The sequence below is a fragment of the Nonomuraea sp. NPDC052129 genome (genome assembly GCF_040680095.1).
Classification (GTDB): Bacteria; Actinomycetota; Actinomycetes; order Streptosporangiales; family Streptosporangiaceae; genus Nonomuraea.
In genome coordinates this window covers 59,308-79,224 of sequence record NZ_JBFAVX010000024.1, presented here as the reverse complement: position 1 = coordinate 79,224, position 19,917 = coordinate 59,308, and the positions used below count along the sequence as shown (strand labels likewise).

General features: G+C 66.2%; 15 protein-coding genes. 12 read left to right on the top strand and 3 right to left on the bottom strand.

The genetic code is table 11. From position 1 onward, the window contains the following. The first annotated feature begins 5 nt into the window (after nucleotides 1-5). The 9 genes from AB0L53_RS39130 (at nucleotide 6) to AB0L53_RS39090 (ending at nucleotide 13,367) form a co-directional block, all read left to right on the top strand. Complete coding sequence (locus AB0L53_RS39130) at nucleotides 6-1,850, top strand: N-6 DNA methylase (RefSeq protein ID WP_364005392.1); 1,845 nt, start codon at nucleotides 6-8, stop codon at nucleotides 1,848-1,850. Next, on the top strand, nucleotides 1,847-3,844 hold the full coding sequence (locus tag AB0L53_RS39125) for a class I SAM-dependent DNA methyltransferase (protein WP_364005390.1): 1,998 nt from the start codon (nucleotides 1,847-1,849) through the stop codon (nucleotides 3,842-3,844). Before AB0L53_RS39130 ends, AB0L53_RS39125 begins: the two co-directional genes overlap by 4 nt. After that, nucleotides 3,841-5,085, top strand: coding sequence for a restriction endonuclease subunit S (locus tag AB0L53_RS39120; RefSeq protein WP_364005387.1), 1,245 nt, complete (start codon nucleotides 3,841-3,843; stop codon nucleotides 5,083-5,085). The genes AB0L53_RS39125 and AB0L53_RS39120 overlap by 4 nt, the downstream gene beginning before the upstream one ends. Then, on the top strand, nucleotides 5,085-6,239 hold the full coding sequence (locus tag AB0L53_RS39115) for an AAA family ATPase (protein ID WP_364005384.1): 1,155 nt from the start codon (nucleotides 5,085-5,087) through the stop codon (nucleotides 6,237-6,239). Before AB0L53_RS39120 ends, AB0L53_RS39115 begins: the two co-directional genes overlap by 1 nt. After that, nucleotides 6,236-6,838, top strand: coding sequence for a DUF4276 family protein (locus AB0L53_RS39110; protein ID WP_364005381.1), 603 nt, complete (start codon nucleotides 6,236-6,238; stop codon nucleotides 6,836-6,838). The genes AB0L53_RS39115 and AB0L53_RS39110 overlap by 4 nt, the downstream gene beginning before the upstream one ends. After that, nucleotides 6,835-10,050 carry a DEAD/DEAH box helicase family protein gene (locus AB0L53_RS39105; protein WP_364005378.1) on the top strand — a complete coding sequence of 1,072 codons (3,216 nt, stop codon included), beginning with the start codon at nucleotides 6,835-6,837 and terminating at the stop codon, nucleotides 10,048-10,050. The genes AB0L53_RS39110 and AB0L53_RS39105 overlap by 4 nt, the downstream gene beginning before the upstream one ends. Before the next feature lie 45 nt (nucleotides 10,051-10,095). Further along, nucleotides 10,096-11,634: a protein kinase gene (locus tag AB0L53_RS39100; protein WP_364005375.1), complete on the top strand. Its 1,539-nt coding sequence runs from the start codon at nucleotides 10,096-10,098 to the stop codon at nucleotides 11,632-11,634. Nucleotides 11,635-11,768: 134 nt separating this feature from the next. Continuing rightward, nucleotides 11,769-12,392, top strand: a complete 624-nt coding sequence (locus AB0L53_RS39095) for an NAD(P)H-dependent oxidoreductase (protein WP_364005372.1) — start codon at nucleotides 11,769-11,771, stop codon at nucleotides 12,390-12,392. Between the two features lie 348 nt (nucleotides 12,393-12,740). Beyond that, nucleotides 12,741-13,367, top strand: a complete 627-nt coding sequence (locus AB0L53_RS39090; RefSeq protein ID WP_364005369.1) for an NTF2-like N-terminal transpeptidase domain-containing protein — start codon at nucleotides 12,741-12,743, stop codon at nucleotides 13,365-13,367. A 339-nt stretch (nucleotides 13,368-13,706) separates the two neighbouring features. Here AB0L53_RS39090 and AB0L53_RS39085 read toward each other — a convergent pair whose 3' ends face one another. Further along, nucleotides 13,707-14,465, bottom strand: coding sequence for an IclR family transcriptional regulator (locus AB0L53_RS39085; RefSeq protein ID WP_364005366.1), 759 nt, complete (start codon nucleotides 14,463-14,465; stop codon nucleotides 13,707-13,709). A gap of 77 nt (nucleotides 14,466-14,542) precedes the next feature. Here AB0L53_RS39085 and AB0L53_RS39080 point away from each other — a divergent pair, with 77 nt between their 5' ends. Then, nucleotides 14,543-15,340 carry a cyclase family protein gene (locus tag AB0L53_RS39080; RefSeq protein ID WP_364005363.1) on the top strand — a complete coding sequence of 266 codons (798 nt, stop codon included), beginning with the start codon at nucleotides 14,543-14,545 and terminating at the stop codon, nucleotides 15,338-15,340. Between the two features lie 13 nt (nucleotides 15,341-15,353). After that, nucleotides 15,354-16,754, top strand: coding sequence for an MmgE/PrpD family protein (locus AB0L53_RS39075; protein WP_364005360.1), 1,401 nt, complete (start codon nucleotides 15,354-15,356; stop codon nucleotides 16,752-16,754). 58 nt (nucleotides 16,755-16,812) lie between these two features. On the opposite strand, the gene AB0L53_RS39070 is transcribed toward AB0L53_RS39075, so the two are convergent. Beyond that, nucleotides 16,813-17,988, bottom strand: a complete 1,176-nt coding sequence (locus AB0L53_RS39070) for a hypothetical protein (protein ID WP_364005357.1) — start codon at nucleotides 17,986-17,988, stop codon at nucleotides 16,813-16,815. A gap of 89 nt (nucleotides 17,989-18,077) precedes the next feature. Between AB0L53_RS39070 and AB0L53_RS39065 the strand changes: the two genes are divergently transcribed. After that, entirely contained in the window at nucleotides 18,078-18,542 is a 465-nt protein-coding gene (locus AB0L53_RS39065; RefSeq protein WP_364005354.1) for a hypothetical protein, read from the top strand. Between the two features lie 159 nt (nucleotides 18,543-18,701). On the opposite strand, the gene AB0L53_RS39060 is transcribed toward AB0L53_RS39065, so the two are convergent. Next, a complete protein-coding gene (locus tag AB0L53_RS39060) occupies nucleotides 18,702-19,883 on the bottom strand; it encodes an acyltransferase (protein WP_364005351.1) in 1,182 nt (393 codons plus the stop codon). Nucleotides 19,884-19,917: the final 34 nt, after the last annotated feature.

The window sequence follows — 19,917 nt, the reverse complement described above, 5'->3', positions numbered from 1 at the left end:
CCCGAGTGAGCGACCAGGTAATGGTGACCGCAGCCGAGATCGCACGGCTGGCCAAAGTGGAACGTGCCGCCGTCAGCAACTGGCGCCGCAGGCATCCAGACTTCCCCGACCCCGCTGCGGGCACCCCAGCCAATCCGCTCTACGCACTCCCTGAAGTCGAGCGCTGGCTGGCCGCTCGCGGCACCCCCGCCTCGATCGCTCCGGCGGATCGACTGTGGCAGGAATTGCGTGTGCACTACGAAGACGTTCGACTGGCCGACGGCCTGGCCGACGTTGCCTCGTTCCTTTCCTGCCCCGGCCTGGGGGCCATCCTGGAGGAGCGATCCGATGAGACCCTTGCGAAACGCATCCCAGCCGTGGTCGCGCAGAACTCCAAGCTCCCGGGCAGCCCGCCATTCCTCCACGGCCTGCGTCCCTCGCAAGTGGCATTCTGGCGTCGGCTCGCACACGCCGCCGGCAAGAACCCTGCCGAGCTCTTCGAGGAGCTTCACAGCCGCTACATCGATTCTAGCTCGCGGTCCACGCCGGCGACCTCACCCGAGCTCGCCGCGCTGATCTCCACCTTCGCCCACCCGGGCGACCGGGTTCTCGATCCTGCCTGCGGTACCGGCACCTTGCTCTGGACGCTGGCCGGCAAGGGGGCGACGTCGCTCACTGGGCAGGAGATCGACCCGGCACTGGCCCGCATCGCCGCGTTCCGGCTGCGCCAGGCCGCCATCCAAGCGGGCGACTCGCTCCGTGACAACAAGTTTCCCCACCCATATGACCTGGTCGTCTGCGATCCACCCACCGGCATCAAGGAATGGGGACACGAGGAACTCGGCTACGACCCGCGCTGGGAGTTCGGCCTGCCGCCACGCGCGGAATCGGAGCTCGCCTGGGTGCAGCACTGTTACGCCCACGTGCCTCCGGGTGGCAACGCGATCGTCGTGATGCCGATCGCCGCCGCCTCCCGACGGTCAGGACGCCGAATCCGCAGCAACCTCCTACGCAGCGGCGCCCTCCGCCAGATCATCGCTCTGCCACCCAGACTGGCGAGTGGCCACTCACTCGGGCTGCATCTGTGGGTCCTCACCCGCCCCGAAGAAGAGGGTGTCCCCCAGGCCGTGAAGATGGTCGACGCCTCCGGCTTCGACCAGGAACAGCTTCGCCATGGCTTCCCTGTAGATGCGGGCGTGGCCGTCCCAGTCGTCGATCTGCTCGACGACGAGGTGGACCTCACCCCAGCTAGGCATGTGACCCGCCCGGCTCACAGCGTCGCCGACGATCATGCGGCGGCTTTGGAGCAGCTAAGCCCACTACTGCGGCGCCTGCCCCGAGCGCTCCCTGCCCGGCATGAACGGGCCGAGGTCCCAATGTCGATGGTGCCGATAGCGGACCTGGTCAAAACCGGATCCATCCTGCTGGTGCTCAACCGCGAAGCTCCCCGCTCCGACCTGCGCCCGCAACCCGGCGACATCCTCGTGCCCGCCCTCGACCCGAGTGCGGCGCCGACCGTGCTCGGACAAGCGCTCGACCATCCCCCACCCGACTGCCACCTACTCCGCTGCGAGCCCGCCGTCCTCAACCCGCACTTCGTCGCGGGCTTTCTCCGCAGCGAGGCCAATCTCCGCCAGGCAGTCACCGGAACCGGGACGTTCCGCTACGACGTACGGCGAGCGGTCATCCCGCAGATGCCACTGGCGGAGCAACGGCGCTACGGCGCGGAATTCCGACGGCTGGCCGAGTTCGCCGACTTGCTGCATCGTGCGGCGGCTCTCGGTGAAGATGTCGTACAGCTTGCCCATGATGGTTTGACGAGTGGGTTGTTCGATCCTGCTCCGGATGCTTTGGAAGGCGATGTGACGTGAAGACCAGCCACAGCCAACTGGCGAACCTGATCTGGAAGGTAGCCGATCTCCTTCGCGGCAACTACAAGCAGTCCGAGTACGGCCGGGTGATCCTGCCGTTCACCGTGTTGCGACGCATGGACTACGTCATGGAGCCGACGCGCGAGCTGGTCTGGGAGAAGGACGCCGCCTACAACTTCCCCGACAAAGACGAGTTGATCTGCGACCAGATCGGCGTGCGCTTTTTCAACCGGTCAAAGCAGAGCTTCAAGACGATCGCCGCCGACCCTGCGAGCGCTCGCAAGAATCTTCAAGACTACGTCCGGGGCTTCTCCAGCGCTGCTCGCGAGATCGTGGAGAAGTATGAGTTCGAGCGTCAGATCGTCCGCCTGGACAACGCCGGAGTGCTCTACAAGGTCATTGCAGCCTTTGCCGACTTCCCTCTCAACCCCGAGCAGGTCGACAACCACGATATGGGGGTGATCTTCGAGGAGTTGATTCGCAAGTTCGCCGACGCCTCCAACGAAACCGCCGGAGAGCATTTCACGCCCCGCGAGGTCATCGAACTCATAGTTAACCTGCTCCTCGCCCCCGACCTCGGGAAATTCAACCCAGGCGATGTCATCAACATCCTGGACCCTGCCTGCGGCACCGGCGGCATGCTCAGTGCGGCCGAAGAACACATCCGCGACCAAGCCGTCCCAGGCCTCAACGTCGAGGTGTTCGGCCAGGAGCTCAACGCCGAGTCCTACGCGATCTGCCAGTCCGACATGATGATGAAGGGCCACGACCCGGCCAACATCAAGCTCGGCAACTCCTTCAGCAAAGACCGTCACCATGGGAAGACCTTCGACTACATGCTGGCCAACCCACCGTTCGGGGTTGAGTGGAAGAACGTCGAGGACGAGGTCAAAGCCGAGGCCGAGGCTCTCAAGCACTCTGGCCGATTCGGCGCCGGCCTGCCGCGCATCAACGACGGTTCGTTCCTCTTCCTTCAGCACATGATCTCTAAGATGCGCCAACCGTCGCAGGGCGGCACCCGGCTCGCGATCGTCTTTAACGGCTCGCCCCTGTTTACCGGAGCTGCCGGTTCAGGCGAGTCGGAGATCCGGCGCTGGATCATCGAACGCGACCTCCTGGAGACGATCGTCGCCCTTCCCGACCAGCTGTTCTACAACACCGGCATCTCCACCTACTTCTGGATCCTGTCCAACCGCAAGGATCCTGTGCACAAGGGGAAGGCCGTCCTGATCGACGCCCGCGGCTACTGGGCCAAGATGCGCAAGTCTCTGGGTGAGAAGCGCAAGGAGATCACCGAAGAGCAGACCTTTGAGATCACCAAGTTGTACGGCGAAGCGATGGATGCCGCCGCCGACCCATCTCACTGGGGCCACGGCAAGGTCAAGGTCTTCGACAACGAGGACTTCGGCTACCAGCGGATCACTATCGACCGGCCGCTCCGGCAACGGTTCGAGCTGACCGAGGAGAACGTGAAGGCCCTCGCCGAGACAAAGTCCTTCGCAGCCTACACCGACGGACAGTTGCTGCTTGAGGCCTTCAAGCCACTGATCGGTACGGCCTGGCCGACCCGGGTCGCGGCACGCAAGGCCCTGCTGGCGGCTGCCGCCGAAGGCGGGGTGATTTGGCCGGGCGCCACTGTTGACAAAGCGATATGGAACGCTGTCGCGGTGTCCGATCCCGTGGGCGAGGTCCAGACCAAGAAGGGCGAACCCCTCCCCGATCCCGACCTACGCGACTACGAGAACGTTCCGCTCAAGGAAGACATCGACGAGTACTTCGAGCGGGAGGTCCGTCCCCACGTCCCCGATGCCTGGATTGCCGAGATCAAGGACCCGAAGACCAAGGAAGGCTCCCGCGCCAAGATCGGCTACGAGATCCCCCTTACTAGGCATTTCTACGTATACACGCCACCGCGATCACTCGCCGAGATCGATACCGAACTCAAAAAGCTTGAGACACAGATCCAGTCGCTCCTGAGTGAGGTGACAGGATGAAGCAGAGTGGCGCCGAGCGCATAAGAATGAAATTTCTACTGACGCGGCCACTAGAGTACGGCGCGAACGAGTCAGCGCAACACACCAGACCTGACTGGCCCCGCTACATACGAACTACAGATATCGCCGAAGACGGCACCCTTCGCCAGGAAACGTTCGCGTCCCTTCCGCCGGACATTGCAGAGCGTTATATGCTCCAGGATGGAGACCTACTCTTCACTAGAAGTGGAGCAACCGTAGGAAAGAGTTTTCTATACAATGCCAATTGGGGCCCTGCGGCTTTTGCGGGCTACCTAATTCGTGCCCACGTCAATAAGAAGGTCGCGGATTCGCGATTTATGGCCTACTTCTGCAGAAGTGCCGATTATTGGCGTCAGGTGCGCCAGGACTCGATCCAGGCCACAATCCAAAACGTAAGCGCGGAACGTTACGCAAACCTGAAAATCCCCCTGTTTGACCTGGACGAGCAGCAGCGAATCGCCGACTTCCTCGATGGAGAGACCGCCAGGATTGCCGAGATGGAGCGTCTCGACCGGTCGGTTCTGTCAGGACTGGATGAGCGCGATCGAGCAGTCCTGGATCTGGAATTGGATCAGCTGGAGGCGACCCATGGATCGATACCCTTCCGGCGGTGGATCCGTCGCGTTGAGCAGGGATCCAGCCCTCAGTGCGACAACGTTCCAGCCAGCGAAGGCGAGTGGGGCGTCCTCAAAGTCAGCAGCGTCAAGCGAGGCGCCTTCTGGCCAGAGGAGAACAAACGACTCCCCGAGGAAATCTCACCCGAGAAACGCTACGAGGCCAAAAAAGGAGATCTCCTCATCACCCGGGCAAATACTCCGGCACTGGTTGGGGCAGCCGCTGTCGTGGGTGACACGCGCGACAAGCTCATGCTATGCGACAAGATTTTCCGAATCGACGTGACCCATGATTTGGATCCACAATTCGTCGTCTTTGTCTCTCAAGGAACCAGAATTCGCGAACTGTGTGCAGCTGCTTCACATGGAACATCATCTTCTATGGCCAACCTTAAGATCGAGGAAGTAAAGGACTGGCCTCTTCCCTGGATTAAGATCGAGGAACAGCGGCAAATGGTCACCCGCGTTGCCAAGCAATGGAGCATGACCGAGAATCTCAGATCGGCAATCAATCGACAGCTTTATTTGCTTGCGGAACGCAAACAAGCGCTAATCACGGCTGCCGTGACTGGGCAGATCGACGTGACCATGGCTCGGGGTGCGTGATGGGCAACGCGGTGCCGTTCCTCCGACGTGTTCAGATGACCGGCTATAAGAGCATCGCCTCGTGTGACGTCACCTTCACGCGCTTGCTCGTGTTGCTCGGACCGAATGGCGCGGGCAAGAGCAACTTCCTGGACGCCCTACAGTTCGTTGCGCAGGTCCTGGGGCCGTCGACCCCCGCTGATGTCGTCGCCGCGCGCGGCGGACTGGACGAAGTGCTCCGTCGAGCACCGCAACCAACCGACCAGTTCAGCATCCACCTGGAGTTCACCGTGGATGGCGCTGACGGTCCTCAACCGGCCGAGTACGGCTTCACGATCGGTCGCGACTCGACAGGACGCCGCCCGCTGGTGATCAAGGAAGAGCACTGCGTCATCAGTCCGGGAACCGAGCAGGAGGCCGGGTTCAGGGTCGTCGCCGGAATGATCGTCAACGAGGGCGGGATCGAAAGGGATCAGCTCTACCTGCCGCTGGCCGCTGCACGGAGTGAGTTCAGTGAGGTTCACCGCAGTCTGCGCTCCATGCTTTTCCATCACTTGGACACCGATCAGATGCGTCAGATCGAACCCGATCGACGCGGGACACAGCTCGGCTATTCAGGGGAGCGACTGGGGTCCGTACTCGGCACGCTGGCCGAGCGGCATCCGGTCTTCAAGCAGCGTATCGACGACTATTTGCGAGCGATCGTCCCGACAGTCGCCGGCATCGATCAGCAGATCCTCGGTGACTATTCGACGGTGGAGCTCCGTACGCCAGAAACCGCCCGGCCGTTCGGCCCGAAACTGATCTCCGAGGGGACTTTGCACGCCGCCGGGTTGCTGGCCGCCCTCTTCCAGCCCGTGGTGCTGGAAGGAAAGGCCAGTCTCGTGGCGATCGAGGAGCCGGAGACCGCTCTTCATCCGGCCGCGACGGGAGCGCTGTTCGACGCGTTGACCGAAGCGAGCGAGCGAGTTCAGGTCATCGTGACCACGCAGAGCGCCGATCTGCTCGACCATGACGACTTCGACCCTTCCTGGGTGCGCATTGCGACCATGAAGGATGGCATCACCGTCATCGGTGAGATCGATCCCATGGTGCGCGGGGTGCTTGACGACAAGCTGGCAACCCTGGGTGAACTCATGCGTAGTCGGCAACTGCGTCCGAAGGGGTCTGAGTGAGCGGGCCGGTCACGATCGCCTCCGTCGTCGAAGGACACGGCGAGATGACGGCCGTACCCGAGTTGCTGCGCAGGATCGCCTACGCTTCAGGCATCTGGGAAGTGCGCATCCCAGAACCGCAACGTGTGCCTCGCGGCTCGCTGATTGCGGCCGGCGGGATCGAGGCAGCGGTGCGAAAGGCTGCGGCCCTTCACATGACGGGTCTCGGCGGGATCCTCGTCCTGATCGACGCCGACAAGGACTGTCCCGCGGCGTTGGGACCCGCGCTGCTGTCCAGGGCCCGTGAGGCTCGCGGTGACAAGGAGATCGCCGTGGTCATCGCGCACAAGGAGTTCGAGGCGTGGTTTCTGGCTGCGGCCAAGTCGCTGTCCGGTCGTCGGGGCCTGATCGATCCACTCGAGCCGCCGCCGGATCCTGAAGGCATTCGAGACGCCAAAGGATGGTTGACCGCGCGCAAGGCCGACGGCACGTCGTACAAGGAAACGGCCGACCAAGCTGCATTGGCGGCGCTCTTCGATCTGGAGCAGGCCCGTGGGAGCGCGCCTTCTTTTGACAAGTTCTGCCGAGATGTCGAACGACTCCTGAGAGGTGGCTCATGAGCGGCGCGCACACCGAGAAGCCGTTCGAGGACGCGATCGAAACGTCCTTGCTGCGATCTGGCTGGCAAAAGGGCCTGTCCGCCTATTACAACCGCGAACTCGGGCTCGACACCTTCGAGATGTTCGCCTTCATCGGAGCGACGCAGCCTGACGAATGGGAGGAGGTGCTGCGCAGGCGAGGCGCGCGTGAGCCGTACGACCCGAAAAGAAATCCCCAGCCTGTCGAGACCGATTCAGCTATGCGAGAATTCGCCAGGCTGGTCGCCCGGGAGATCGATGGCCGTGGCGCCCTCGATGTGCTGCGCCGGGGAGTCAAAGACCAAAGCGTGCGGATCATGCTCGCCTACTTCCGGCCGAGCCACACGCTGGCGGACGACGCGCTGAAGGAGTACTCCGGGAACCGGCTGACGGTCACGCGACAGCTGCGCTTTTCGGCCACCGATGTGATGCAGGCCCCGGACTTGGCGCTGTTTCTCAACGGCATTCCGGTGGCCACCGCCGAGTTGAAGAACGGCGGCACGGCAAGCAATGTCGGACACGCCAAGGACCAGTATCGGAAGCGAAACCCCAAGGAACTGCTGTTCGCCCGCCGTACCCTTGTGCACTTCGCCGTTGACCAGGATCTGGTGTTCATCACCACGCGCTTGGCCGGGAACAAGACGCGGTTCCTGCCCTTCAACACCGGCAGCCGGGGACCGGGGAAGTACGGCGGGGCAGGCAATCCGCCGCTGGCCGAGGGGGCCGCCGGCTACCGGACGTCCTATCTGTGGGAGCAGGTCTGGCAGCCGGACGCCTGGCTCGACCTACTCCAGAGGTTCCTGCACGTTGAAGACGAAGGATTGAAGAAGGGCCGGGCGCCGGCGGCCAAGCGGGGAGACGCCCATCGCAAACCGCTGATCTTTCCTCGGTTCCACCAATGGCATGCCGTACGGGAACTAGCGGATCAAGCGGCACGCCATGGGGCCGGTGATAACTACCTCGTCGAGCACTCCGCCGGGTCAGGCAAGTCGAACTCGATCGCCTGGCTGGCGCACCGTTTGTCGTCGCTGCACACTCCGGCGGAGCCAGCGCTGATCGCCCCAGAAGCCCAGGCCAAGGGCATCGGGCCGAACGAACCGGTCTTCGACAAGGTCATTGTGATGACCGACCGGCGAGTGCTGGACAAGCAACTCCAGGACACCATTCACCAGTTCGACCACGTGCTCGGCGTGGTTGATCGCATTGATGAGGACTCCGACCAGCTCGCGAGGGCGCTGACCGGTCAGACGGCACGGATCGTCATCACTACCCTGCAGAAGTTCAAGTTCGTCAGGGAGAAAGTGTCGGGGCTCAATGACCGGCGCTACGCGATCATCGTAGATGAGGCGCACTCCTCGCAGTCGGGCGAATCCGCCGAGGGTGTGAAGGGGCTGCTCGGCAGCGGCAACGGTGATGAAGACGATCCGCTCACGGCGGCGGCCGCTCAGCGCGGGCGCCACCCCAACTTGTCGTACTTCGCTTTCACCGCCACCCCGAAGGACAAGACGCTCAATCTGTTCGGCACCAGGTCTCCAGAAGGGACGTTGGAGCCGTTCCACACCTACTCGATGCGGCAGGCCATCGACGAGGGCTTCATCCTGGACGTGCTCGGCAACTACAGCACCTACGACACCTACTTCCGGCTGCGTAACGCCGCCCTCGAAGCCGAATTGGACATGGACCCGACGGTCGACGCGCGGGAGGCCAGAGCTGCGCTGGTGCGCGCGGTCAAGCTCAACCCGGCCGCGCTTGATCAGCAGGCGCAGGTCATCGTTGATCACTTTCGTGACCATGTCAGGTTTCAGCTCGGCGGGCGTTCCAAAGCCATGGTCGTGACCGGCAATCGCAAGCACGCCGTGCGGCTGTACCAGGCCATCCGTGCTTACGTTGACCGCCGCGAATTCACCGACTGTGGTGCTCTTGTGGCCTTCTCCGGCACACTCACCCTCGACGGAACTGATTACACGGAAGGCAAGCTGAACGGATTCTCCGATCGGGATACGCCTACCCGGTTCGGCTACGTCAAGGCTGATGACCAGCACGCGGCCACCCGGGATCAGGCTGAATACCGCATCCTGGTGGTCGCGGACAAGTACCAGACCGGATTCGATCAGCCCTTGCTGACCGCGATGTACATCGACAAGAAGCTGGAAGGAGTAGCCGCCGTTCAGACCCTGTCCAGGCTGAACCGGACCCATCCGCTCAAACTGAAGGAGGACGTTTTCGTCCTCGACTTCGCCAACGACGCCGATCGGATCCAGAAGTCGTTTCAGCGTTACTACGAGGAGGCCAACGCCCAGCCCGCGGACGTCAACGTGCTCTATCGGATCGAACAGGAGCTACGCGGCTACCAACTGCTCGACGACGTGGAGATCGAGGCGTTCGCCCGGGCTCAGGTGGAGTCCGAGGCACCGGAAGCGACCCGAGCACAGATCGAGAAGGCACACGAACTGCTCAATCGACTGACCGAGCCGGCCAGGGACCGCTATCGCAACGTGGAGGCCACGGACCCGGAGCGGGCCGAGGAGTTCCGCAAGGCCCTGGACCAGTTCGTCCGTGCCTACAGCTACCTCGCCCAGGTGGCGGGCTTCCCGGACCCGGAACTCGAAAGTCTCTACCGGTTCGCCCGCTATCTCGCGGCGCGGATCAGACCCGATGCCGGAGCTGGGGTTGACCTTGGGCCAGTTGACCTGACCCACTTGCGGATCGTCCAAGCTGGTCAGCAGGACGTAAGTCTCGAACCTCAGGGCCCGCAACTCCTGCCCAGCTTCTCGGCCGATGGCAGCGGCGCTGGACGAGAGGAGGAAGAGGTTCCGCTCTCACAGGTCATCGCCGAAATCAACGAGAAGTTCGGCTGGAATCTGGATACCGGCGATCAGATCTGGTTCGGTCAGCAGGTCATTGCGCTCGCGGAAAACGAGGCGATCCAGCGGGCGGGGCTGGTTCTCGACGACCTCGACAAGTTCGGCCAAGTTTTCGACAAGCACCTGCGCCGGGTGGTCGGCGAACGTGCTGAGGCCAACGACACGCTCGTGAAACGGTTCTTCGGCGAAGATCCAGAATTCAAAGAGGTCTTTACTCAGGTGGCCCGCAAACAAGCCTATGACCTGATTCGCCGACCGGTGCGCAGAGAAACAGAACGGAGGCTCCGCCATACAGGCGAAATGTCAGCAGACGGTCGATCAGAGGGGTAATCTCCTGCTTGCTGGAAGCTGATCGCTACCGTCAGGCTGGTAAGCATGACCGATGCTCGGCATATCGCCCACCGTTACCGGTTGCACGAGCCAATCGGCCAAGGTGGCATGGGCGAGGTCTGGAAGGGTTACGACCCCGTACTGGACCGGCGGGTCGCGATCAAGTTGATGAAGGAACCGCATCCGCTCCTTGGGGATCCGGAAGTCGCACGCAAGCGGTTCCTGCGCGAGGTCAAGGCTTCCGCGAGCTTAAGTTGTCTGGGCATCCCTGCCGTTCACGACGCTGGCGAGGACCCGGACTCGGGCCAACTCTACGTAGTGATGGAACTGCTGAGCGGGGCCGAGGTTCACGACCTGATCGGCGAGCAGGATTACCTGGATCATCCACCCGCGATCGCGTGGGCGGCGGCGATCGGAGCGCAGTGCGCGGCGACGCTCGCTGAAGTGCACCGAATCGGTGTGGTCCACCGGGATATCAAGCCGCGCAACTTGTTCGTCACCACGGGTGGCATCGTTAAAGTGCTGGATTTCGGCATCGCGGCTCTCCTCGATGGCGGCGAGAACACACGGTTGACCATGGTGGGGCAGACCATCGGCACGCCTCCTTATATGTCCCCTGAGCAATGCCTGTCGAGTGGCGTCGGGCCCTCTACCGACGTTTATGGATTGGGCTGTGTGTTACATGGACTCCTGACGGGAGAGCTTGTTTTCGGGTCGGGCCCCGATGTCAGGTATCACCACGTCCACAGCGCGCCGCCCGCGATCACCGGCTTGCGTTCCGACGTCCCGCCGCAGATCGAAGCGTTGATCTTGCGAATGCTCGCCAAGGACGCCGACGCCCGTCCCGATGCGGAGACCGTCTACGATGCTCTGCTGCCGTACGCGATCTCTGGCAAGAGTACGCAGCCACGACCGGACCTCGATCCGACACGGCCGTTTAGCAGGCCCATGTCGGCGACACCCCGTCAGCGACCAGCACGAATGGTCCCCGCTGTGCGCGAGGCGCTCTCCCCTGCGGAGGCCGAGCAAATCAGAGAACAGGCCGCTCAGCTCGCAGATGCCGAACAGTTCGCCGAGGCAACCGATCTTCTCGTCGAGGCGATCGCCCGCAGTGGAGGAGACCGGGAGCTGGCCGCGGACCTGCGGATCCGGTTGGCCGGTGTGTTGTTCACGGCAGGCTCGTACCGGCGTGCACTCAGTGAGTTCGAAGCCGCGAGGGCGGCGTTTACCCAGTTGTACGGGGAAAACGATCCCGACGTCCTGGAATGCCGCTACTACGCGGCAACTTGCCGGTCACTTCTGGGGGAGGACACGATAGCCCTCGCAGCGTTCCAGAGCTTGCTGCCAGTTTGGACACCGATCGCAGCAGAAGATGATCCTCGAACCGAGGAGATTCGGCTTCAGATCGGCGTACTCCTCGCTCGGACACGCAACTTCACTGAAGCACGATCGGTGCTCCAGGAGATACGCGAGGAGCGAGCGGCAAGGTTCGGCGCCAGGTCTCCATACGTTGCCGAGATCGACGGGTATCTCGCTCGCCTTATTCAATATGAGCAGGAGGAACCGCCTACCGAGGAGGGCTGAGGCAAGGGCAGAGTCCTCCGGGGAGACGGCCGCTGATCCCGCACGTGGCCGGGCACGACCCGCGGCTTGACCAACCGGACCGTGGTCCGTATTGTCTTCCCCATAAGCGGACCACAGTCCGGAAGGGGACAATCATGAGCCGTTTGCTGCACATTTCCGCCTCCCCCAGAGGAGCGGAGTCGATCTCGCTCGCCATCGCCTCGACCTTTGCCGAGGAGTACCTCGCCACGCATCCAGGAGGGCGGGTTGACCACTTCGATCTGTGGGACGGGAGCTTGCCGGAGTTCGGGCCACCTGCGGCGAAGGCCAAGATGACCGTGTTCGGAGGGGGTGCGCCCGCAGGAGAGGAGGCGATGGCCTGGGAGGCGGCGGTGCGGATGTTCGAGCGGTTCGATGCCTACGATCGGTATCTGTTCAGCGTGCCCATGTGGAACATGGGCGTGCCGTACAAGCTCAAACAGTTCATCGACGTGGTCAGCCAGCCGGGCATGGTGTTCGGGGTGGATCCGGAGACCGGCTACCAGCATCTGCTGAGCGGGAAGCGGGCCGCTGTCGTCTACACCAGCTCGGTCTGGGGGCCGGGGATCGGGGCCGAGTTCGGGAGTGACTTCCAATCGACCTTCTTCGACGGGTGGTTGCGCTGGGCCGGGATCAGCGATGTCCAGGAGATTCGCCACCATCCGACGCTGACAGGGTCGTACGAGGAGGAGCGGAAGCAGGCCGACGAGCGCGCCCGCGAGGTCGCCAGGCGCTTCTAGCGAATCCGCTGTTGTTACGGCCTGAGGGCGGCAGGAACCCGTGGAGTAGGCCGCGTCGGCGAAGACCTCCACGACGTTGTCATCGCCTGCCGGCAGGGCACTGGCAACGACACCCTCATGATGGACGGCATCGGAGCAGGGCCGCAGGCTCACCGTGGCGAACAAGCCGGGAGTGTGGCGGCCCTTCCCCGACTCCAGCTGCTGCGCGCCTTCCGCCGCGAAACCCGCGTCACTCCGCACGGCATCTGGCCAGGGAGCTTTGAAGCCGTCTGGCGATAAGTGCGGGTCTTGTGCGCATGCCGCGACTCGGGCGGCCACAGCGCATCTCGCCAGTAAAGTTGACCAATAATGTCAGCATTTTCTCCATATTGGCGACGGCCGGGGATCGCCATCGCCGTAGCCCTGGCTACCGTCCTCGGTCTGGGCGCTGCCGTCTACCTGTCGATGCGCACCGAAGGCTCGCCCCAGCAGACGGTGACCGCGTTCCTGACGGCCTGGCAACGCGGCGACCTGAACGCCATGAAAGCCCAGGTACTGGAACCGCCTCGCGACTTCGACGGCATCTATGACGCCTTCACCAGGGGCTCCCAGGCCAAGAAGATCACCATCCGGGAGACCCGAGTCCGTCCCGAGTCCAACCGGAATTTCGGACAGGCCGCCGCCTATGACGCCATGTTCTCCGTCACTCTCGAGGGGCCGGTCCCCTACTCCTACGACGCGCACCTCGAGGTCGTCGATTTCGACCGCGCGTGGAAAATCAACTGGACCCCGACGGCGATCCACCCCGACCTGCAGGAGGTCGGCTCCAGCGAGATACGGCAGGTCCGCCTCGTCCCCCAACCCGATGGTTCCTCCCGCCTGGTCCTGCTAGAAACGCGAGCCGAGGGAGAACAGGCAGGATCCCTCTTCGCCGACGAAGGCCTCAAACTGGTCGCAACCTTGGCCGACTCGGCCCAACCAGGGGTCACCGGCTAGAAGACCACTGAGATCAGGCGATTCGGCTCCGCTGCTTGCGCGGTGGGGGTCGGTGGCGCGATTGGGTCTGGGACAGGAGGTAGGAGTCGGTGCTGGTCTCGATGGTGTTGCCGCTACGGGCAGCCCACTCCAATCAGCCGACCCGGCGAAGCGTGTTTGGGAAGTCAGCCCGAGCGCAGCGAGGGCCCTTCAGGGGGCGGGCGTCAGCCCACCTGGGAGGACGCCCGGAGCGAAGCGGAGGTCCTTTTGGGCGGGTGGGCATCAGACGGCCAACCACCGAATCAGGTAACGGGCGGGAGAAAGAACGCCCGGAGCGAAGCGAAGGCCCGTTGTGGTCGGTCAGTGGTGGCCCAGTTCGGCGGACAGGCGGTCGGTGGTCCGCAGGAGGGCGGCGGCGCAGGCGTTGGCTTCGGCCATGAAGCGGTCGGCCGGGCCGCACACGCTGATGACCGCCGCCGGCCGGCCGTGGTGGTCGAGAATGGGGGCCGCCACGGAGGCCGCGCCGCTCTGCCGTTCGGCGATCGACATCGCGTAGCCGCGGCGGCGGATGAGCGTCAGGTCGGTGCGCAGGCGGCCGGTGTCCGTGACGGTGGCGGGCGTCATGGCTTCCAGTGATCGGCTGAGATAGCGGGTGATCTCCTCTTCCGAGAGGTAGGCCAGGAACGCCTTGGACGACCCGCCCGCGTGCAGCGGATACGGCACGCCCAGTGAGACCGACATGATCACCTCCCGCTCGGGTGTCGCCTGGTCGATATAGACGCGGGTGTCGCCGGTCCTGATCGACAAGGTGGCGGTCTCGCCGGTCAGCCTCGACAGGGCGGGCAGTTCGGGCGCGGCCAGCCGCCGTACGTCGATGCGGTCGAGGTAGGCCAGGCCGAGCCGCATCGCCGTCAGCCCCAGCGAGTAGCGCCTGCTCTCCTCGTCGAGCACGACCAGCCCCCGGCTCCTGAACGAGGCCAGCACGCGGTGCACCGCCGCCTTCGACATGCCGAGGCTCTCGGCGAGCTCGGTCACGCCGAGTGTGTCGGTGCCCGCCTCGGCGAACCGGACGAGGATGTCGGCGGCCCGTTCGACGGTGGCGGCGGTCTGGCTGGGCATGGTGGGCCTTCCCCGGTGAATCATGTGTACTGTCGGGAACAGCATTCCTACTATTGGAACACAAGGAGCCACCGGATATGTCGTCGTTGTGGAAGGCCCTGGAGGGCTCGCGCGTCCTGGACCTGGCGCAGCCGATGCGCAAGGGCATGCCGCAGTCCCCCAACCACCCGCCGTTCCGGATGGCGCTGGAACGCCGGCACGGCGACCTGGTCAGGACCGACGGCGGCTCGGCCGCCAACGAGATCATCGTCACGGGCGGCCACGTCGGCACGCACGTCGACGCCCTCGCGCACGTCTCCCAGGAGGGCCTCCTGTACGGCGGACGGCCGGCGGGCGAGGTGATGTCGCACGACGGCTTCAGCGCCATGGGCATCGACGGGTTCGAGCCGTACGTGGGCCGGTGCGTGCTGCTCGACGTGGCCGCCGTGCACGGGGTGGCCACGCTGCCCGCCGGCTACGAGGTCACCGCCGACGATCTGGAGCGGGCCGCCGGAGACCTGGAGATCCGCGCGGGCGACGCCGTACTGGTCGGGACCGGCTGGTCACGGCTGTGGGAGTCGGGGGACGATTTCGTCGGTCAGCGGAACGGCGTTCCGGGTCCAGGCGCCGATGCCGGCCGCTGGCTGGCCGCGCGGCGGCCACGCGTGGTGGGCGGCGAGACCATCGCCTTCGAGCACATCGCGGCGGGCCGCGGGCATGCCACGCTCCCCGTGCACCGGATCATGCTGGTGGAGTCGGGCATCAACATCGTGGAGACGATGCGGCTGGCCGAGCTGCTCGACTCGGGGGTCCGCGAGTTCCTGCTGGTGCTGAACCCGCTGCCGATCGTCGGCGCCACGGGAGCCCCGGTCCGCCCGCTCGCCGTCATCGCCTGATCGGGGAGCGGAAATGACCACTCATGTTCAGCGGCTCGCGGAATTCGCCGTGGATTGCCGTGATCGCGGCGTCCCCGCCGAGGTGCGCGACGACGTGACGGGCCGGGTGCTCGACGTGCTCGGCAACTGCCTGGCCGCCTACGCGGAGCCGGCGGGTGACGCGGCCCCGGCCGTGCTGCGGGCCGTACGACGGTGGCAGGGGGCCGGGGAGTCGACCGCGATCGGGAGCGGCGACCGGCTGCCCGCGCCGTCGGCGGCGCTGGTCAACGGCACGCTGGCGCACGCGCTCGACTATGACGACACGCATCTGCCGTCCGTACTGCATCCGAGCGCTCCCGTGGTGCCCGCCGCGCTGGCCGCCGCGGAGGCCACGGGCGCCTCCGGCGAGCGGCTGATCGCGGCCGTCGCGGCCGGCGTCGAGGTGTGCAACCGGCTCGGCATGGCCTCCTACCTGCCGGAGGCCGGCAACTCGCTGTTCTTCGAGAAGGGCCAGCACGCCACCTCGATCTGCGGCACGCTCGGCGCGGCGGTCGCGGCCGGGCTGCTGTACGACCTGGACGCCGCCGGCATCGCGCACGCCGTCGGGGTGGCGGCCAGCATGGGCGCCGGCGTCCTCGAGGCCAACCGCACGGGCGGCACGATCAAGCGGGTGCACTGCGGCTGGGCGGCCCACTCGGGCGTCACGGCGGCCGTGCTCGCGCTGGAGGGGCTGACGGGGCCGCCCACGGTGCTGGAGGGCCGGTTCGGCTTCTTCCAGGCGTGGCTGGACGGCCGGTTCGACGCCGAGGCGCTGCTGTCGGATCTGGGCGAGCGGTGGGAACTCCTGCGTACGGTCTACAAGCCGTATCCGACGAACCACTTCACCCATCCGGCCATCGACTGCGCCCTCGCCCTGCGGGCCGGCGGCCTGTCCCCCGACGACATCGAGGAGGTCGAGCTTGGGGTCGCGGCTCCGGTGCTGCGGACCATCGCCGAGCCCCGGGCCGACAAGGTCAGGCCGGAGTCGCCGTACCACGCGAAGTTCTCGGGACCGTACACGGTCGCGGCGGCGCTGCACGGCGGCGGCGGGCTGGGGCTGTCACTGGACGACTTCGCCGCCCTCGATCCCGAACGGCTGGCGCTGGCCGAGCGGGTGCGCTGCGTGGCGGACGAGCGGGCGACGGAGATCTTCCCGCACGCGTTCGCGGCCGTGCTGCGGGTACGGCGCCGCGACGGCTCGGTGCTGGAGCACCGGGTCGACTCCTCACGCGGTGGCCCGGAACATCCGCTGACGCCGGAGGAGCTCGCGGTGAAGTTCCGCACGAACGCGGGGCGGGCGCTCGATCCCGACCGCGTAGCGGCCCTCGTCACAGCGGGCCGCGGCCTGCCCGAGGCCCCAACCGTGGCACCGCTCCTCCGGCTGACGATCGCCTGAACCACCTGGGTGGGGATCGGCATAGGGTGGTGTCCCTGCTGCCCCGACAGTAGGCCGGTTACCGCGAGGTGGTCCACCGCGGTCCGTCAGGGGTGTCCTCGACGAGTACGCCGCCGATGAGCATCGCCGCCCGCAGCGCGTCGGCGACCTCGTAGCGGCCCTGCCTGCGCAGGTCGTCGCGGAGCGCTAGGAGGGCCTCGACGAGGGCGCGCAGGTCGGCGGTGGTGGCAACTTCGGCGAGCCGGGCGATCAGCAGCCGCATGAGCTCCCGGGCCTCCTCGACGCCGCCCGCGTCCTCCTCGGTGTCGGCCGCCCACTTGACCAGCTCGGCCTCCAGGTCGAGGACGGCGCGGGCCGCGGCGCCCAGGTCGGGCGCCGCCGCCGCGAGCTGGAAGCGCCGCTCGCAGGAGCGGATGGTCTCCTCCAGCGTGATCTGGGCCGGCGCGGGGACGGCGGCGGGGCGGGGCGACGGCGCGGCGGTGACGCGACCGCCTTCGGCCAGGCGGCGGACCTCCCCCAGACCGATGTGGGTGCCCGCGGGCAGGACCGCCTGCGAGCCGGGACGTCGTACGGTCAGCCCGCCACGGCCCGCCACCTCGACGGTCTCGGCGTCGAGGTCGATGACGACCGCGGTGTGCTCGTCGATGCCGAGAACGGCCGTGCCCGGCGGCAGCTCCCGCTCCATCCGGCACAGCCGCCGCTCGCCCAGGTAGCAGTAGCGGGTGTCGTGGGTGCCGCCTTCGGCGTTGTCGAAGTGCGGGATCAGGACCGCCCGCAGGCCGAGCGCCGCCAGCAGGTCAAGGCCCTCGCGCCAGTGCGGCTCGGCGCCCACCTTGTAGATCTCGTAGACCGGCACCGTCGCGAGTCCGGCCGTGCAGGCGGCGGCCGAGGCCAGCACGGTCACGCCCTGGCGGGCGCGGACGCGGGCCCGCAGATCGCCCGCTGTAGGCGCGGCCGTCCACTGATCGAGGGCGTAGGTCGGGCTGCCGGGGCCGGAGAACACCCAGTCGGCTCCGGCCGCTCCGGTCGCCACCTCGACCTCAAGGCCGACACTCCGGGCGAAGTAGCGGCGGGCACGGGCGGAGATGTCGGCCGCGTTCTCCTGGAAGGCGTAGGGGGTGTCGAGGAGCACGGCCCGCGCGCCCGGCCGCAGCCGCCGCGCGGCGGAGCGGTGGACCTCCACCATGGTCGGGCTCGTCTCGCCCGACCCCATGAGCACCAGCAACCCGGGCATGGCTGTCCGCCTCTCTCTTCGCGCCTCCCCACTTACGGCCTTCTGCGAATAGTTCGCTTCTGCATACTGCTGGCAGTAGATTGTCGGGAGTGACGGGAAGACACGTCGTCTCGGTCGAGACGCTCATGCTACGGGCGAACACCGACAGTGAGTGGGCGTACCGGCACGCCACCGCCGTACCCGCCCCCGGAGAGACCCCCGACCAGGCCGCGCGGCGGGTCAGCGGGATCCCGGCCGACGCGCCGTCCACCGTCGTGCACTCCACGAGTTGGCGCTGCCACCCCGAGGGCGAGATCGTGCTCACGTACGCCGTCTGCCCGGACCCGGAGCCCTGGCTACCCGCGATCGACCTGCCCATGCTGGAGATCGTCGCCGGCGACGCACCCGCCACGCCCGCGCCCGGCCGCGTCGAGGTGGCGAACGTGGTGGCCCACGCCATCCGGCACCTGGCGTTCCTGACGACTGAGGACCCCGTCGTACGGCAGGCACTGGCCCACCACCCGGAGATCATCACAGCCCTGGACCAGCCACAGCGGTGCGTCACGGCCCCTTGAACACCAGCCGGCTGGCCGCCCTGGACGGGGTTGTCCCTCCATAGGACCTAGCCACGACGGACCGTCTCCTTCCGCTCACCCGAAGGGGGTGTCCCACCAAAAGGACATCAGCCACCACGGACCGTCACACGGATTGAGACGGTCGTGTGACGAACCGCCCTAGGCGGCGCGACGGGACACCCGACGGCCTAACGACTGCATCGGCTTCTCGACGAAGCGGTAAGCCAGGGCGCTGGCCAGCAGGACCAGCACCATGGCCAAGGTAGCCATCCCGAGTTGCAGCGGCAGCGGCGACCGCCGTAGATCCCCGCTCACCTCCACGAAGAACTTCAGCAGCGGATGATGCACCAAATACAGCGAGTAGCTGATCAGCCCGAGCCAGGTCAGCACCCGCGGCACCCGCCGCCCCCGCAGCGCCATCCCTCCCGCGAAGGTGGCCGCCGCCAGCGCGATCGTGGTGATCCACACGTCCGGCTCGACCCACCACCATCCCGCCTCGATCGCCCAGATCGGGGCCAGCGCGACCAATCCGGCGGTCACCGCCACCGGCCACAGCCCGCCCGTGCCGCGTTCCCAGCGGTGGATCGCGGTCCCGGCGAACATGACGCCGAGCACGGCCACGCCCATCCACGGCACCCGGCTGCCGAGGACCAGCAGCGCCACCGCCATCAGGCCCAGCGCGCACGCCGCCGCCGTACGGAACCTGCCCGAGATCACGCACGCCAGCCCGGCGAAGAAGGCGGCCCCGGAGGCGTACGCGACCCAACCGCCCTTCAGCAGCGCCCCGCCGACCAGCAGCCCGACCACCACCGAACCGGCCGCGAACAGCACCGCGTACAGCCCGCTCCGCTTATGCAGCCGGGTCACGAACAGCGCGGTGACGAGCAGGTAGAACACCATCTCGTACGAGAGCGTCCACATGGTGTCGGCCACGCCCCCGACGCCCACCACGTCGAGCAGCATCGTCGCGTGCCCCGCCACGGCCGTGCCGTCGCGGGGCACCTCCGCGCGTACCGGCACCCACCAGGCCGCCGCCAGCACCAGGGCGGCCACGGCGAGGTAGAGCGGGTAGAGGCGGAAGGCGCGGCTGACCCAGAACGTCCGCACATCGCCGTGCCGCTCCAGCGACGTCGGGATGATGTAGCCGCTGACCAGGAAGAACACCAGAATGCCGTAGACACCGAGACTGAACCAAAAGGGCCGGAGCGCCGGCAGGAACCAGGGCAGCAGGTGTTCGGCGACCACGGCGAGCGCCCCGATGCCGCGCAGGGCGTCGAGCCAGGCGAGGCGCGCGGGGGCGGGGGCCGTGGTGGGTGTGGTCGTGGCGGGGGCGATCGACACCCGCCCAAACCTACCCTGACCCGCACCGGTAATG